Below are 16,939 nucleotides of genomic sequence, written 5' to 3' on the forward strand. Positions count from 1 at the left end.
AAGCGCGTGGGCCGGTTTCCGCGCGGTCTGTCGGGGACCGGTCGGAGCCGTATCCTGCTGGTGATGAATGTCTTCGGCACGGTCGCCGACCTGTACGAGCGCGCGCGGCCGGGCTATCCGCCCGAGATCGCCGAGTCGATACTCGCCTGTCACGGCGGAACGCCGGCGTCGGTGGCCGAGGTCGGCGCCGGCACCGGGAAGGGCACCGAGGTGCTGGCCCGCCTCGGCGCGCCACTGACCTGCGTGGAGCCCGACGCGCGGATGGCGGCCCGGCTGGCCGAGCGGTTCCCGGACGCCCGCGTCGAGGCGACGACGTTCGAGCTGTGGTCGCCCCCCTCAGGCGGGGTGGGCGTGCTCGCCTGCGCGATGGCCTGGCACTGGCTGGACCCGGCCACCCGCAACGCACACGCCCGGCGCGCCCTGGCGCCCGGTGGCACGCTCGCCGTCTTCGGGCACCGCTACGACTACGCCGACGCCGATCAGCAGGCCGCCGTCCGGGCCGCGCTGCGATCCGTCGACCCCACCGTGCGGGAGCGGCCCGTCGACTGGTTCCATCGGGACATCCTCGACAGCGGGCAGTTCGACGACGTACGCCGGGAGGTGTTCCGGCGGGAACTGCCGCTGGACAAGGAGCGGTACCTGGCGCTGATGCGCACATTCGGGCCGTACCTCTCCCGCACCCCGGAGCAGCAGCGACGCGGGATCGCCGCCCTCGACCGGCTGGTCGACGACTTCGGCGGCACCGTCGTGCTCGACCTGCGCACCACGCTGGTGCTGGGCCGGGCCGATGCCCGGTGACCGGCGCGAGCTGACGCTCGCCGACATCGTCCGCCACGACGGCCTGAGCGTCCGCACCCTGAACCACCGGTTCCGCGAGCAGACCGGCACCAGCCCGTAGGCGTACCGCCGGAGCCTCCGCGGAGAGTGACGGGCGGCCCGGTCAGGGGGGCGGGATGTCGTCGTCGCCGCCGGTCTGCGGGAGCCGGGCGGCGACGGCAAGGGTCTCGACCGCCTCGTCCAGTCCGGTGGTCTCGGGGTGGACGGCGACAGGCACGGCGAGTCGTGACGCGGGCACCGGCGCAGCGCCCGGAGGGCCGCTTCCGCCCCTGCCGCCGCGGCTCGCGTCGTGCCGATCGAGACGGGCGAACTGGTCGGCCACGAACTCCAGTGCGGTCCGCTTCTGCCTGATCGACTCGGCCATCACCAGCGAGCCGTGGCCCGTGTCGTACCGGTAGAAGGTCACCTCGCCGCCGCGCTCCTGGATGCGCCGCACGTAGTTCTCCACCTGTCGGATGGGACACCGCGGATCGTTCTCCCCGGCGATGACGAGAAGCGGTGTGGTGACCGCATCGACGTAGGTGATCGGCGAGGCTCTCCGATACCGATCCGGCACCTCGGCAGGAGATCCACCGAAGAGAGAGCGGTCGAACGCCTGGAGCGCGACCATCTCGTCCTCGTATGCGGCCACGTAGTCGGCAACCGGCATCGAGCTGACCGCCACCGCCCAGTCGTCCGGCTGCCGGCCGATGCCGAGCAGGGTCAGATACCCGCCCCACGAACGCCCGGTGAGCACGAGACGACGCGGATCGGCCAGTCCTTCGGCCACCGCCCAATCCCGTACGGCCTGGATGTCCGCCAGCTCCGTCAGACCGGGATCGTCCTCGATGGCGTTGCGCCATTCGAGACCGTACCCGGTGGAACCTCGGTAGTTGACCTGGATCACCGCGTATCCCTGATCCACCCAGGCTGCCACCGACGGGTCGAACGCGTCGTCGTCGTACCCGATGGGCCCGCCGTGCACCTCGAACACGCAAGGTAGCGGCCGCGGGGCGTCGTCCGGTAGCGAGATGAGCGCGTGGATCGGGCCGCCCGGGCCAGGAACCCAGGCATCCTGCAGCGGCACCGATCCCGGAGCGGGCGGACCGGGCGCCGTCAGCACGACCTCGCCCGTCGTGGAGCGGATACTCAGGGGCGCCGCCGCAGAGGTCCAGGCGAACTCCACCGTGCCGTCCGGACGAACCTCGGCACCGCGGATGACACCGCGTGGCGTGTTCAGCCGGGTCGTCGTTCCGGTGTCGAGGTCGTATCGGTAGAGCTCGTCGCGGGCATGATGGGCATGGGCTACGAGCAGCGCGCCGCCGTCCGGATACCACCGCCCGGACACCTCGCCCGGCAGATCCAGCAGGACCTCGCGGACAGTGCCGTCCGAGGGATCCCAGATCAGCAGCTCGCCGCGGTCACGCCGCTCGTGCCGGACCAGCAGCCGGGTGTCGCCGACAAGCGGCCCGAACGACACCCCGGGGAACCCCTTGTCCGGACCGCCCCACATGCCGCCGAGCCCCAGCCCTGGCCCTTCCCACAGATCGCCCAGCGTCGTGCCCTCCGGCCTCACGACTCGTAGCGCACGGTGTCTGCTGTCCCCGTGCTCGCTGTGCGCGATCGCGATGAGGGTTCCGTCCGCCGACACGTCGGCCACGTGCGCGTCATGCTCATGCGAGTAGACGAGCGTCGCCGCACCGTCCGCGCTGATGCGCTGCAAGACTGATCCACCACCGCCGGACCCGCTGGCCGCCGTGGCATGTCCCACCACCGCGACGTCCCGGGCGAACGCGATCCCCGCCGGGTAACCCGCCGCTATACCGGCAGCGGCCAGCATGTCCGGGCCGCCGTGGAACGCCTGCCGGCGCCAAACGCCGAACTCGTTGCCGTCCCGGTCGTCGAACCACCAGATCCATTCGCCGTCGGCGGACAGCTCGGCGTGGACGGTACCGCCCGGTCGGTCGGTGACCTGGCGGGTCTCGCCGGTCGCGCGGTCGTACGCGTATATCTGCCACCGGCCGGTCTCGTTGGAGCGGAAGATCGCCCGATCCGGTTCGTGACGCGCGTAGCGGAGCATGGTCAGGTGCGCGGCGAGGTACCGCTGGACCCAGCGTTCACTGCTCACTGTGAGCCACCTTCATCACGGGCACCGGACCCACCGTCCGGCGCCGGGACGCCACGGCGATGAACAGGGCGAACCCGATGCCGATCACCGCGGCCAGGAAGATCACCGTTTCCGGCGCCAGCAGTTCGGCGGCGGCACCGGCGCACGCGAAGCCCACGCCCTGCCAGAACATCAGACCGGCCGACTGAATGCTGAGGGCCCGGCCCCGCAGGTGCTCGGGAGCGGCCTCCAGGACGCGGCGGTCCTGCCCGAGGTGGAACCAGGCGAAGGTTCCGGACACGAACAGGGCGAGGACAGCCAGCCAGAGCACCGGACGCGCGATGAAGATGAGCAGCGGCACGAAGCCGGCGACGATCGCCGGATAGATCAACCGGACCTGCCAGGCTGCAGGAAGCATGTTGCTGGCAGCGATCTCGCCCAGCAGCATGCCGATCGGGATCGAGGACATCAACAGGCCGGCGGCGAGGGTACTGGCCTGCCAGCTCGCCGCGTAGGGCACGGCCAGCGCCTCGGGTACCACGGCCAACGCCGGCACCGCCCAGCCCAGGACCAGGATGTCCCGCAGCGCCGGCACCCGCATCACCTGACCGAGCCCCGACAGGGAGTCGCGCAGCAGCGAATGCTGGGAACCACGGCCCGGTACTCCCCGCTTGCGGGTGCCGACCCGGAGGATGAGGGCCGACACGACGAAGCAGCCGGAGTTGAGCAGCAGCACCTGCGCCGGACTCAGCGCCGTCATGAGCAGACCGCTGAGTGCGTACCCGACGGTCTGCGCGCCCTGCGAGACCACCCGCATCAGGCTGCGCCCCGGCACGTACGCGTCCCCGGGCAGCACATCGGGCAGCGTCGCCGCCCGGGCACCGATGAAGACGGTCTCCACCATGCCGAGCACGAGCGCCAAGCCCAGCAGTACCACGATGGGCATCCCAGGTGCCGCCATGGTCGCGGCCAGTCCGGCGCAGATCAGGTTGCAGGCGACGAGCAACCGGCGGGCCGGGATTCGGTCGACCAGCGCCGAGAGGAAGGTCCCGCCGATGAGGTGGGGCGCCAGGACGATGGTGAAGACAAGCCCGGACAAAAGCGGTGACTGAGTTCGGGTGTAGACGAGCACCGTGAGGGCGAAGTTCGCCATCACGGTGCCCCCCATCGCGACGACGTGCGCCGCGAAGACCGCCCGGAACTCGGGTACGCGCAGAGCCGCTCGATATCCGCTGTCAGTCATTCCTTCAACTCCGCGCGCAGGGTGTCCAGTGTCCGCACGGTCGCGAGGCGCTTGTAGACGCCCGGCCGATCGAGGCACACCATTAGCTTCCGGTCAGCGAGCACTGAGATTACCTCCCGGAGCAGGAGCGCCGCGAGGATCGACCCGGTGCACGCGTGAGCGCCGTAGCCAAATGCGAGATGCGGGTTAGGCCATCGATCAGGCATGATGTCGTCGGGATTCTGGAAGACGTGCGGATCACGGTTCGCCGCAGCGAAGAGCATCAACACTCCTTGGCCGCGCTTCACCGGCGCACCAAAGAGATCGGTGTCGGTGACCGCGAGCCGTGTCGTACCCTGAATGGCCGCCTCGTAGCGGAAGAATTCGTGCGCGGTCCGTGTGAGCTCGGCCGGCCTGGTGCATTCCGCGAGCCGGATCCGGTGACGCCCCACCGCGTGCAACGCATTGCCCAGCGAGGCGGGGATCGCGGTGAAGCCGTTGACCACCAGCGTGCGCATCGAGTTCATGATGATGTGCCGGGGCACGCCCGCCCCGGTGGCCCGGCTGACGAGCATGGGCAGGTGCTGATCGGCCGGCAGGTCGGCGACCCACTCCTCGATCAGGGCGGCCAGGGCACCCTGTGCGGCGACGCCCGGCTCACGAGCGGCCGGATTGAGGCCCGAATCCATCGCCTCGGTGATCGCGTCGGCGATCGGGGCCACGACCTCGAGGTCGAAGGGCGGCAGTCCGATCGCCCGGGGGATGAACCAGCGGGCGAGCGGCTCGGTGAACTCCCGGATGAGGTCCACCGGGCCCGGCGGCAGGTCATCGATCATGGCGGTGACCTTGCTACGGACGTCGATCGAGAGCTCCGGTGTGACCATCCCGTTGATCACGCTACCCATCACCGAGTAGATGGCGGTGTGCTCGGGTGGGTCGATCGTGTGCACGTCGAGGCCGACCTCGGCCACCGTCTCGCCGGCCCGCCGGAAGTCGGCGGCGAACGTCACCGGGTCGCTCAGCACTTCGCGGCAGTGCGTGTAGGAGGTGAGCACCCAGCTGTCCAGCGCCTGGTTCCACACTGGGCGCCCCTGCTCCCGCATGGCCCGGTAGACCGGGTACGGGTCGTCGAGCGTCTGCGGGTCGAGCGGGTGGTAGGACGGCGCGGTCATGGGTCAGGACCTCTCTCGGGGCGGAACGGCCAGGGGTAGGTGGTCCGGGTATCGAAGCGTGGCGCGGGGAGTGCGGACCACCGCGCCGGCCGGCATCGGGACGGCCGGCAGCTCGATGAGGCTGCGGAGAACCGCCTTCATGACGAGACGGGCGAGGATGGCACCGGTGCAGGCGTGCGCTCCCCAGCCCATTCCCAGGTGCCGGTTGGGGCTGCGGGCCAGCACGAGTTCGTCCGGCCGATCGAACTGGGCGGGGTCGCGGTTGGCCGCGGCAAACAACATCAGGACGGTGTCGCCCCGGCTCAGCCGCACGCCCGCCAGCTCGGAGTTCACCACGACGGCGCGGCTGGTCCCCTGAACCGGACCATCGAAACGCATGAACTCGTCCACCGCCGTGTCCAGAGCAGATGGCTGACGCAGCCGGGTGACCAGCTCCGGCCGCTCGACCAGGGCGAGGACCGCGTTTGCCACGGCACCCACTGTGGTGCTGAAGCCTGCCAGGAACATCACCCGGACCGTGTTCCAGACGGCCTGCTCCGACACGCCCGTCTCGCGTGCGCCGGTGAGGACGTCGGCGAGCAGCCCTTCACCGCCGGCCTCCCGGTGCCAAGAAGCGAGCAGTTCGTTGATCTCCGCGCGCGCCGCGACTGCCGGTTCCCTCAGTTCGGGCAGCAACCCGGCGTCCATGCCGCGGTTGAGCGCATCGACCTGAGCAGCGAACGTCTCCACCTTCGGTTCGGGTACGCCCAGCAGCCGGCAGACCGCGAACAACCCGACCGGTCGGGCCACTTCGGCGGTGAAGTCGAACCGCGGCCACTCGCGCACCGTCCGCATGATGTCCCGGCTGACCTCGTACGTGGCCTCCCCGATCCCGGACAGGTCCTGTCGGCGGAAGACCGTGGTGAAGAGCCGGCGCAGCGGCCCGTGCTCCGGCGGGTCGAGCTCCTGCATGCTGAGGACCGCGTCCGGCGCTTCCTCACCGACCCGGCGCCAGTCGCTCGCGAACCGGGCCGTGTCGCTCAGCACCGTCCGACAGTCGTCGTACCCGGGGATCAGCCACGACCGGAGCCGCTCGCTGTACTGGACACGCCCGCCCTGCCGCAGTTCGGCGTACCAGGGGTACGGGTCGGCGACCATGGCGGGCGAGAGGGGGTCATAGTCGAGCATCCGCGCTTCCTCACATCGTCCAGATGGGGTGCCGGGCCCACGCCGTAGCGTGGGCCCGGCCTGCGATCTCAGTAGGCGTAGCGCATGACGGTCTCCCTTCGGTCGGCGTGGTCGAACGACCCTGTCAGAGGTCGCTCGCAAGGACGCGGAGTTCCCGCACGGCGGGGCCGGTCCTTGTGCGCAGGGCGAGGTACGCCTGACCGTCGATCCGCTCGACGCGGATGGTCCGTTCGTCGGTCCAACCCACGAAGCGGAACTCGTCGTTGCTCAGGGGCACCAGCGCGATGGTGGGAACGTCGTCGACGGACAGCACCAGCCGGCCGCCGTGGATGTCGAGCGTCACGTCCCGACGCGGGTCCTCGGGACGTTGGAAGTCGCCGTCCTCCTCCGTCCAGTCGAGGAACGAGGACGGCATGGCGCAGCGCAGCCGGTACGCCGACAGTTCCGCGGCGGTGCAGTTGACCGGCCACCGATTGACGAGGGCGGCGCCGAGGAACTGCTCCCGCTGCTCCTCGGGAAAGAGATCCAGCAACTGCCGGGAGACGAGCGTGTCGATGACGAGGTGCACCCGCGGCACATCGTCCTCGTTCTGCACCCGGTGGGTCCGACTGAAATCGCCGAACCACAGCGTGCCCGGCTGCCACTGGTATGGCGTGCCCTCCAGATGGAGTTTGGCCCCGGGAGTCGTCGTGATGGGGACGTGCAACCGTGCGGTGCCCCAGGGCGGGCCGTACTTGTAGTCGCTGTGCTCCCCGCTGTCCACCCCGGGCCCCAGCGCCATCAGACGGGCACTGCGCAGTTGTGCGGGAATGCTGGCCAGCACGTGTGCGAGGTACGGCGCACTCTCCAGCCAGGACGTGCCGGCGAACTCATGGAGCCCGGGACCACCCGGGTCGGTACGCTCGTGATCACCGCCGACGCTGCGCAGCGACAGCACGCGCCAGTCGACCGTGGCCGCCTCGCCGGTACCTCCGTAGCGGCGCTGGTGCTTCCACTGATGGTCGGTGAGACGGGCCAGGTCGGCGCGTAGGCGGTCGACATCGAAGGTGAGGCTGAGCTGCGAGGCGGCCGGCGTCTGCGTGACGAGTGTTGGGGTAGTCATACTCGGAAGAACCTCCTGGTCGTCGCGTCACGGGTGCTCACAGCCGGACTTCCGCCACGCACTCGACCGGCCTCCGCCTGGGCCGGCAGACGAGTTGCGGGTAATTAATTGCCGGGTCGGACAGGCCCTATTGGCGGGCGAAGAGTGGGGTTAATTAGAGTGTCGGCACCGGCGTAGGCACCCCTTTTAAGCGGCGCAAATGGTAGTTCACTGCGGGATTCAAAGCGACGTGTCGAATCATGAATGCCCCCGAACGCTGATTCACGATGAACATCTCACCAGCTCAGCGCCGCGTACCACGTCACCGTTCTGGTCACCTGGCGAACAACCGACCGGCGCCGTCCGAACTAACCTCATCGCCAATGGCATGACTACGCCTTCATTACGATCATCAGCCGCTCTCGTAGGGCAAGCTTGCCTTGCGGCCCTGAAGCAGATGCATATAGATTCTTAATCGTCGATCAGGAGTGATTCGACTACGGGCTTATGGAACGTGGGCCCCATGCTGTTGCGACTACTCGGTGTCGTTCATGTCGACATCGCTGACCAGGTACTTGATGTGGGACCGGCGCAACAGCGGCTGGTCCTGGCGACCCTGGCCCTGAGCGCCGGCTCCCCGGTCACCTCGGAGTCGTTGATCGACTGTGTGTGGGACCGTGCGCCGCACGGCGCACGGCGCACCCTGCACGTGCTGATCAGCCGCATCCGGCGGCTGATGGACTCCGTCCCGGCATGCGATGACATCCGGCTGCTGCGCCGCTCGGGCGGCTACGTGCTGCAGATCCCCCCGGACCGGGTGGACGCCCACCGCTTCAGCCGACTGACCACCGAGGCCGCCGCGCCGGGTCTCGACCCCGGCGAACGGGCCGTGCTGCTGAGCGAGGCGCTCCAGCTCTGGCGTGGCGAGCCGCTGGCCGGACTGCCGGGCGACTGGGCCGCACGCACCCGCCAGGAGTGGCGGCAGCGGCACATCAGTGCGGCCGTGGACTGGGCTGGGTACGAACTGGCGACGGGCCGCACGAACGAGGTCGTCGGCCCGCTGGCCGCTCTCACCGGGGAGTACCCGCTGGAGGAGCCGCTGACGGAGGCCCTGATGAGGGCGCTGTGCGCCGCCGGACGCAGCGCTGAGGCAGTGCAGTCGTACACCCGCTTCCAGGCGAGGCTGGCCAGCGAACTGGGCATCGATCCCGACCCGCGACTTCAGTCGCTGTATCTCGCTGCGCTGCGCGGCGAGGTCGACGGCGCATACGCGCTGACATCGCGCGACCGGTAGCGAGAGAACGCCCCTCCGGCCACTGTCCGGAGGGGCGTTACCCCCACTGCACCCCTGAGCGCGTATCCGGCCTGGGCCGCAGTTCGGGGGCGCCCGCAATGAGGCACGCGTGCCACCCGGGCCGGACACGAAAAGGCCCCGACCGGCGTGGAACGCCTGGTCAGGGCCTTGATCGTTGGTGCGCCGCCAGGGACTCGAACCCCGAACCCGCGGATTAAGAGCTTGCTCTTGGTCGAGTCGACCGGTCCAACCGGGTCGCGTGAATCCATTTGCTCGCGGTCATGGCCCGATCCGGCAGAGTCGGCGTCCCAGTTAGTCCACCCGACCGCGGGTCCGTCCACGGCGCCCGAGCACCCATCGAGCACCAATGGGCGCCCGTGGGCGGACCTGCCATGACGCCCGCACTCGCGGCTCCCAGCAGGGAGGACAAACGTCTACATCACCGAATCCCGACGACCAGTGGCTTTCGGCCCTGTCAACGCTGTCGCTGTACGTGCACTTGTGGTCGGACTTTGCCGACGACCTGGAGGGGCACCGGTACACCCCTGGTCGGCACGAGCGGGACGACCTTCTTCATAAGGGCGTCGCTGGCCGCCTATGTGCTTCCCTGCCACTGGGAGCTGCGGCGCACACCGATCTACCCGTCGTTCTGCTCCGGCCCAGACCGGGACAGACTGTCGATCAACTCTGCCGCCACCTGCTCCGGCTCGGCCAGACAACGCCATGCGGGCACTCGACGGACAGGTACGGCACCACTGATGACATCAAGCTGGGCGAGTACCCGGCGTAGTCCCCGGCCGGTGGGATCGCCCGCGGGATCGTCCACGACGACAACGAGCTCGACATCCCCGCGCCCCACCACAAGGTCGACAGCCCGTCCGGCCACGGGGACGTCCCGTCGCACGGTGAGACCGGCGCCCCGAAGTGCCAGGTGCAATCGATCCGCCGGCACGGTCGCAGAGCCCGGTTGAGCATCGGCGACCTGACCGACCAGCGCCAGGGCGGTCAGCAGGCCGCGTTGACCCGACCACCACGACCGGTCACCGACCACGACGAGCTGGGACCGGGCGCGGGTGACGGCGACGTTCCACAGGTTGGTCTGGTGTACCAGCCAGCCCCGGGTGCGGTCCGGAATGCCGTGCGCGCCGACCGGCGAGACGACCATGATGTCTCGTTCGCTGCCCTGGAACTTGTGGATCGTCGCGCAGAGCAGGTTGTCGGTGAGGCCTGCGTCGTGCAGGGCCGCCATCAGGCAACGTTGGTGCGCGGCGAGTGGCGTGACCACTCCGATCGAGGCGTCGGGATGCGCCGCCCGCAGGGCCACCACCTCGGCGACGACCGCGTCTGCCTCAACCGGGTTGAGCCCCGACCCGGTCGTCCCGCGGCTGAACACTCCTGGCACGTCGTGCCAGCGCACCGCGGGATCGGCCGGAGCGGCCAGCCGTGCGGGATCGGTCAGCACGGTCAGCTGGCCCTGGTAGACCTCCCGGTTCGGCACCTCCACGATGTCCGGGTGACACCGGTAGTGCTCATCGAGGAGATGCGTCGCGCCCGCAGCCGCGGCGAACGCGTCGTACGCGGAATGGGCCGTGTAGGTCAGCCGGCGGGCAGTCAGCCAGCCGGTGCTCAGACCGGCCCGGGCCCGCTCGGCGACGTCGTCGGACTCGGGCAGGTCCACGACGGGCGCGAGCTGACGCGGATCACCGATGAGCAGTGCACGCCTGGCCCGGTAGAGCATGGGCAGGATCGCGGGAATCGTGCACTGCGCCGCCTCGTCGATCACGACGAGGTCGTACAAGGCGGGGCTTCGCTTCAACCGCCGGGCGGAAAGCGCGGTCACCGCCCAGCCCGGTAGCACCCGCAGCAGCTCCGGGAAGCAGGCCCAGCTGTCCGACTGCGGCTTGGCCATCTCGTCGGCGCGATCCTGCAGCAGGCGCGCTCCGGCAGCCACCCTCCGGGCGATCTGCGCTTGCAGCAGATCGATGCTGAGAGCAGGCCGTTCGGTGCTGATCAGGCCGACGAGCCGCCGCCAGGAGGCTTCGACGTCGGGCAGGTCGGCGAGGCGTCGCAGGCGTTCCCGCCAACGCAGCTCGATCACCGCCCGCTCGGCGAGCACCGTGACGGCGTCCCGGTCGACGACCTGGTACGACCGCAGCCGCCATCGATACCACCAGCCGAACCACCGGCTGTCGAGCGCCCGATCGGTCAGCTGGACGAGCCGCGCCAGCTCCGTGTCGTCTTCCGGCAGCGTGACCGCGCCCGGGTCCGGGTCGCCGACCCGTTCGGCGGCCAGGTCGGCGAGGTCGCGTTCGAGCAGCCGCCGCTCGTCCAGCGCCCTGCGGATGGCGGCGGCCTCCTCCGCCAGCAGCCGCAGCTCGTGCAGCGGGGTCCGGTGGTCCGCTGGGGTGGGCCGCTCCGCCGGCGGGTAGGCGGCCAGAATGTCCGCGAGGTGCTTCGGTTCCTGCAGCCGATGCTCCTTGTTGCCCGTACGCAGCAGCAGGCCCGGGCCGACCAGATCGGTCACCCGGTCGAGCACCGAGTCGACGGCCTGGTTGCTCGTGGAGCCGATCAGCACGCTCTGGCCGGCGGCGGTTGCGGTGGCCAGCAGGGCGGTGACGAGTTGACTCTTGCCGGTGCCCGGAGGCCCCTGGGCCACCGTCAACGGTTGTGACATGGCCGCCTGGATGATCTCTTCCTGCGCTTCATTCGCCGCGCTCATCGCCACCGTCACCACGGGCGTCGAGTTGCCTTTGTCTCGGCTCGCCGCTGCCGCCTCCGGCCGCAGCGCCAGCGCGCCCAGCGCCGTACGCTCGATGAGCTTCGGGTTCTTGATCATCCCGCGCAGGTCGTCGACGAGTTGCCGCTGCGGCGATTCGGCGGCATCGACGGTGTACAGGATCGCGGCGTTCTGCACTCCGTTCACCGGCCCCGGCCGGATGGTGCCACCGAGCCTCACTGGGTCCAGCTCCGTCACCGGGCTGAGCCCGAAAGTCTTCACCAACACGTCGACGGTGGCGGCGAGGGAGGCGGGGTCACCTGGCGCGAACGCCTGCTCGACGCGTTGCAGCAGCTCGTCGCTCTCCACCTCGGCGAGCTGGAACAGGTCGACGAGAGCTGCGCTGGGGCGGGGCGGGAAGGAGGCGTGCAGGACGTCGTCTGCGCCGACGGTCACATCACAGACCAGGAGCGGCCCCAGCCGCACCGGCTTCTGCGGGGCCGGCCGGACGGCGACGACCGGGTAGCCGTACTGCAGCTCCCTGCCGTCCGCACGGGCCCGCGCGGCGAGGCTGGCTGCCGTGCCGGCCAGCCGGACAGGTGCCTCCGAGGTGAAGACGGCCTCCGCGCCCGGCGGAGCCGGGACGTACGTGTTGGTCGCCTGAGGGTCGATGAACGACTGCAGGACCGTTGACCGCTGCATGCAGTTGACGTAATAGGTCACCAGGCGACGCCACTGGTCCGCGTCGAACGCCGCCTCGTCGGCCGGGCTCGCCGTCACGGCGGTGACCTGCCTCGCCTCGGCAGCGGAACCCGGCACGGTCGCCAGCCGGATCGGCTCGGTGACGCCCTCACTCGACTCGACCGTCTGGTGCTGGCGGCGACGGGCCATCTCGGTCGGTACGTACCGGGAAAGATCGTTGGTGGTGATCCACCCGTCGTCGGACGGCCCCTCGGCTGCACCTCGCAGACCATCGAGAAGCACCTCGGTGAAGACCGATGGACGGTCCGACCCCTGCGTCTTCGACGCCTTCTGGTGGGTGCTGGAGGTCAGAATGAAGGTGCCACGCTCACGCTTGAGGCGGCGTGGCTCCTCGCGCACCCCACCCCGGAACCGGTTCCGGGCCGTAAACGCGCCGGAAAAGCAACAGTCCAGCAGGACCACCTTCTGACCGGCCTGGGTGGTGTTGAGCAGGTGACGCAGGGTGCCGTCGGTGTCGAACGCCGTCGCGTGCAACTGCCCGCCGACAGTGTCGGTAGCGGCCAGGAACAGCGACTGCCCGTCGCCGTGAAGGATCCCGTGCCCGGAGTAGTAGAACAACGCCAGGTCGCCCGGGCGCCGGGCACCGTAGAACTCCTCGACGACCTGACGCAGGTGTGTCGCCGGCAGATCCACTTCCGCGCGTACGGTGTCGAACTCGCCGGCACCGTCGAATAGCGCCTTGAGCTGCGCCACGTCCTGCCTAACGGAGGGAAGGGGCGCGAGTTCGGGGTCGGCGTGGCAGGTGGCCGTGCCGAGCAGCAGGGCATGCCGACCCATCAGCGGCGGGCCCTTTCGATCGCCGCCCGCACCGTCGCGACCAGTTCGTCGGTCTGACGGTGGGTGGGCCGGTCGATGGTCAGCTCGACGTCGCCGACCCGCAGGTGCACCCGACGACCGGTGTGGCGTTGGAGGAACGCCAGGACGACATCGACCAGTGCCTGCACGTAACCGGTATCCGCGCCCGCCAGCACTGTGACGACGCCGAGCGCCAACTCCGCAACGCCCTTGGCGCGCGGGTCGGTCACGGGTCGCTCGGCGCGTTCCACCTCCCCGACCTCACGGAGGTCGTCGGCCAGCTCGTCGGTCAGCTCGCCGAGGATGAACTCGTCGTCGTCGGTGAGGGGCGTGAAGTCGATCCGGATGCGGACGTGAGACATCCATCCTCCTGACAGAGCGGTGCCGACCAACCTACGGAATAAGGGCCGCGTCCGGGTCACGTCTGTCGGTTTACCGATCGAACGTCAGCCGATGGCCTCCTTTGTGGAACTCAGGTCAATCCTGTGTGGATTAAGGTATTAGCCTTCACGTCTGCCGCCCAATGCTCTCCCCTCCGCGCGGGGGACTCGATGAATTGGCGACGACCACACACGGGCTGAAGGAGCACAACGATGGTTCGAGCCGGATGACCATGGCGACCGACACCCCTCCGGCACCGGGCCAGCTCGTCACCGTACGCAACCGACGCTGGGTCGTCGCCGACGTGGTCCGCAGCGACGTGGCCAGCGGTGATCCGCACGTGTTCACCGGTCAGACCCCGCATCTGGCCATCCTGGTCAGCGTCGAGGACGACGCCCGCGACGAGGAGTTGCGGGTGGTCTGGGAGCTGGAACCCGGCCGACGGGTGCACGACAGCGCGACGCTGCCGGACCCTCGGCACGGGTTCGACGACCCCGGGCAGTTGGACGCGTTCCTGGACGCCGTGCGCTGGGGTGCCATCGCCTCGGCCGACCGGACTGCCCTTCAAGCGCCCTTCCGCTCCGGCATCGAGATCGAGGACTACCAGCTCGATCCGGTGGTCCGGGCGTTGTCGATGCCGCGGACGAATCTGCTGATCGCCGATGACGTGGGCCTCGGCAAGACCATCGAGGCCGGGTTGGTGATGCAGGAGCTGATGCTGCGGCACCGGGCCCGCACGATGATGATCGTGTGCCCGGCCGGGCTGACCCGACAGTGGCGCGACGAGATGCGCGACAAGTTCGGCCTCGACTTCCGCATCGTGGACGCGGCCCTGCTGCGGGAGTTGCGCCGCACCCGGGGCCTCTACACCAACCCGTGGACGCACTACCCGCGGTTGGTCGTCAGCGTGGACTGGCTGAAGCGGGACCGGCCGCTGCGGCTGCTCCGCGAGGTGCTGCCGACGACGCCGCGCTATCCGCGCGCCGTCGACCTGCTGGTGGTGGACGAGGTGCACACCTGTGCGCCGTCCGGCCGGGGGCGGTACGCGGTGGATTCGCACCGCACGAAGGCGATCCGCGCCCTCGCCCCGCACTGCGAGCACCGGCTCTTCCTCTCCGCCACCCCGCACAACGGCTTCACCGAGTCGTTCACCGCACTGCTGGAACTCCTCGACGACCAGCGGTTCGCTAGGGGCGTCAAGCCGACCGACGAGCAGTTGGCCCGCGTGATGGTGCGACGGCTCAAGAGCGAGCTGCCGCCCAGGTGGGACGGCTCTCCCCGTTTCCCGGCACGTCATCTCGGCTATCTGGAGGTCGACTACCCGGAGGCCGAGCGGCACGCCCACGAGCTGCTCAGCCGGTACGCGGCGAGCCGCCGGACAAACGCCGATGGTCGAGCCGGCGAGATTGCCGCCGACTTCGTCACCACCCTGCTCAAGCGGCGGCTCTTCTCCTCGCCGAAGGCGTTCGCCGAGACCGTCGAGACCCACCTGACGACGATGACCGCCCGGGACCACGCCGCCTCCGGCGAGCCGGCACGCGAGGCGGAACGGCCGGTCGGCGAGAAGGTGCTGCAGCCGGTGATCGACCGGCTGGCCGAGACGGCCGAGGACGATGCCGCCTACGGCAGCGCCGAGGCGGACGCCCTGACCGCCGTCCGGCGCTACGCGGCCCCACTGTCGGCAGAGGAACGGGCTCTCCTCGGTGAGCTGCGCACCTGGGCCCGCTCCGCGCAGGACCGGCCGGATGCCAAGCTCGCCGCGCTGCGCCGCTGGCTGGATCCGATCGTGCGGCCCGGCGGCGAGTGGCAGCCCGAGCGGGTGATCATCTTCACCGAGTACCGCGACACCCAGCGCTGGCTGCACGAGCGGCTGCTCAGCGCCGGCTACCCGCCGGAACGGATCGCGCTGCTCTACGGCGGCCAGGATCCGGACGAGCGCGAGCACGTCAAGAACGTCTTCACGGAGCACCCCGACCTCGACGACGTCCGGATCCTGCTCGCCACCGACGCCGCCAGCGAGGGCATCAACCTGCAACGGCACTGCCACCGGCTGCTGCACTGGGAGATCCCGTGGAACCCCAACCGCCTGGAGCAGCGCAACGGCCGGATCGACCGGCACGGCCAGCGCGCCGCGCGGGTGGACGTGCTGCACTTCGTGCCGGCCGGTTGGCAGCACGTCGACTACACCACCGGTTCGTTGGAGGACGAGCTGGCGTTCCTGCGGCTGGCGGTGGAGAAGGTCGAGGCGATCCGCACCGACCTGGGCAGCGCCGGCGAGGTGATCGCCGTCCAGGTCGAGCAGAAGATGACCGGCAAGCGGACCGACTGGCAGGTCACCGACGTCGAGATCGACCGGCGGGCGAGCCGAGCCCGGCTGCGGGTGGAACGTGACCTGGCCCGGGACCTGCACCGGCTCACCGAGACGTTGAAGGGCAGCCGGGCGGAGCTGAACCTGACCCCGGCCACCGTGGAACGGGTGGTCCGCACGGGGTTGCGGCTGGCCCACCGCCGGGACCTGGTCGACGCGGCGACCCCGGCGGGCGCGTCGGGCCCCTGGTTTCGGCTGCCCGAGCTGCCCGGCGCGTGGGCCGCGGCCCGCAACGACGGGTTGCTGCATCCGGTCACCGGCCGGGAACGGCCGATCACCTTCGATCCGGACGCGGCGGTGGGGCGCACGGACGTGGTGCTGCTGCACCTCGGGCACCAGTTGGTGCAGATGTGCCTGCGCCTGCTGCGGGCCGAGCTGTGGGCCCAGGCGCGGGGCGACGCCGGGTCCGGCGGCGCGAAGCTCAGCCGGGTCACCGCCCGGGTGGTGCCCGGTGACCTGCTGAGCACTCCGGCGCTCGTCGCGCACGGCCGGGTGGTGGTCACCGGCGCGGAGGGCACCCGGCTGCACGAGGAGATCGTCACCGCTGGTGGCCCGATCGAGGGCGGGAAACTCGCCCGGGCCCGCCAGGAGGAGCTGGAGGCCCTGCTGGCCGCCGCGACCGACCAGGTCCCCGCCGAGCAGGTCCGGCAGAGCCTGACCGAGCTGTGGCCGACGCTGGCCGGGCCGCTGGGTCGCGCCCTCGGCACCCGCGCCGACCAGCGCGCCCGCAGCCTGCACGGGCTGCTCGCCCGGCGCTGCGAGGAGGAGGTCACCGCGGTCGTCGCGGTCCTCACCGAGTTGGAGACCTCGATCCGCAGCAAGCTCGCCGACGAGCCGTACTGGGAGCAGCCGACCCTGTTCACCGTCGAGCGTGAGCAGTTGCACGCCGACCGGGACGCGCTGCACGCCCGGCTGCGCGACATCCCGGCGCAGCGCGAACGGGAAAGCGACGCGCTGCGCCGCCGCTACGCCGACCCGACGGCCCGCTGGTTCCCGGCCGCCGTCACCTTCCTGGTCCCCGCGTCCCTGGCCCGAGGTGCCCGCTGATGCCCGCCATC

At 70.3% G+C, this 16,939-nt stretch carries 10 protein-coding genes; 3 read left to right on the plus strand and 7 right to left on the minus strand.

Going from position 1 to position 16,939, the window contains the following annotated elements:
• Positions 1-63 precede the first annotated feature (63 nt).
• Entirely contained in the window at positions 64-798 is a 735-nt protein-coding gene (locus V6U82_RS05240; protein WP_334459521.1) for a class I SAM-dependent methyltransferase, read from the plus strand.
• Between the two features lie 142 nt (positions 799-940).
• Here the strand turns inward: V6U82_RS05240 and V6U82_RS05245 are convergent, their stop codons facing one another.
• The 5 genes from V6U82_RS05245 to V6U82_RS05265 all read right to left on the minus strand — a co-directional run bounded on the left by V6U82_RS05245 (position 941) and on the right by V6U82_RS05265 (position 7,586).
• Complete coding sequence (locus V6U82_RS05245) at positions 941-2,896, minus strand: S9 family peptidase (protein WP_334459522.1); 1,956 nt, start codon at positions 2,894-2,896, stop codon at positions 941-943.
• A gap of 37 nt (positions 2,897-2,933) precedes the next feature.
• Positions 2,934-4,166 carry an MFS transporter gene (locus tag V6U82_RS05250; RefSeq protein ID WP_334459523.1) on the minus strand — a complete coding sequence of 411 codons (1,233 nt, stop codon included), beginning with the start codon at positions 4,164-4,166 and terminating at the stop codon, positions 2,934-2,936.
• Complete coding sequence (locus tag V6U82_RS05255) at positions 4,163-5,317, minus strand: cytochrome P450 (protein WP_128137097.1); 1,155 nt, start codon at positions 5,315-5,317, stop codon at positions 4,163-4,165. The genes V6U82_RS05250 and V6U82_RS05255 overlap by 4 nt, the downstream gene beginning before the upstream one ends.
• 3 nt (positions 5,318-5,320) lie before the next feature.
• Complete coding sequence (locus V6U82_RS05260; protein ID WP_334459524.1) at positions 5,321-6,484, minus strand: cytochrome P450; 1,164 nt, start codon at positions 6,482-6,484, stop codon at positions 5,321-5,323.
• 124 nt (positions 6,485-6,608) lie between these two features.
• Complete coding sequence (locus V6U82_RS05265) at positions 6,609-7,586, minus strand: aspartyl/asparaginyl beta-hydroxylase domain-containing protein (RefSeq protein ID WP_334459525.1); 978 nt, start codon at positions 7,584-7,586, stop codon at positions 6,609-6,611.
• 502 nt (positions 7,587-8,088) lie between these two features.
• Between V6U82_RS05265 and V6U82_RS05270 the strand changes: the two genes are divergently transcribed.
• Complete coding sequence (locus V6U82_RS05270) at positions 8,089-8,859, plus strand: AfsR/SARP family transcriptional regulator (RefSeq protein ID WP_128137094.1); 771 nt, start codon at positions 8,089-8,091, stop codon at positions 8,857-8,859.
• Positions 8,860-9,496: 637 nt separating this feature from the next.
• On the opposite strand, the gene V6U82_RS05275 is transcribed toward V6U82_RS05270, so the two are convergent.
• Together V6U82_RS05275 and V6U82_RS05280 are read right to left on the minus strand one after the other, a co-directional pair.
• Positions 9,497-13,114 carry an AAA domain-containing protein gene (locus tag V6U82_RS05275; RefSeq protein WP_334459526.1) on the minus strand — a complete coding sequence of 1,206 codons (3,618 nt, stop codon included), beginning with the start codon at positions 13,112-13,114 and terminating at the stop codon, positions 9,497-9,499.
• Entirely contained in the window at positions 13,114-13,494 is a 381-nt protein-coding gene (locus tag V6U82_RS05280; RefSeq protein WP_334459527.1) for a hypothetical protein, read from the minus strand. The genes V6U82_RS05275 and V6U82_RS05280 overlap by 1 nt, the downstream gene beginning before the upstream one ends.
• A gap of 245 nt (positions 13,495-13,739) precedes the next feature.
• Here V6U82_RS05280 and drmD point away from each other — a divergent pair, with 245 nt between their 5' ends.
• On the plus strand, positions 13,740-16,928 hold the full coding sequence (gene drmD / locus V6U82_RS05285; protein ID WP_334459529.1) for a DISARM system SNF2-like helicase DrmD: 3,189 nt from the start codon (positions 13,740-13,742) through the stop codon (positions 16,926-16,928).
• The last annotated feature ends 11 nt before the right edge of the window (positions 16,929-16,939 follow it).

Source organism: Micromonospora sp. CPCC 205554 (genome assembly GCF_036902745.1).
In the GTDB taxonomy this organism is placed as follows: domain Bacteria; phylum Actinomycetota; class Actinomycetes; order Mycobacteriales; family Micromonosporaceae; genus Micromonospora; species Micromonospora tulbaghiae.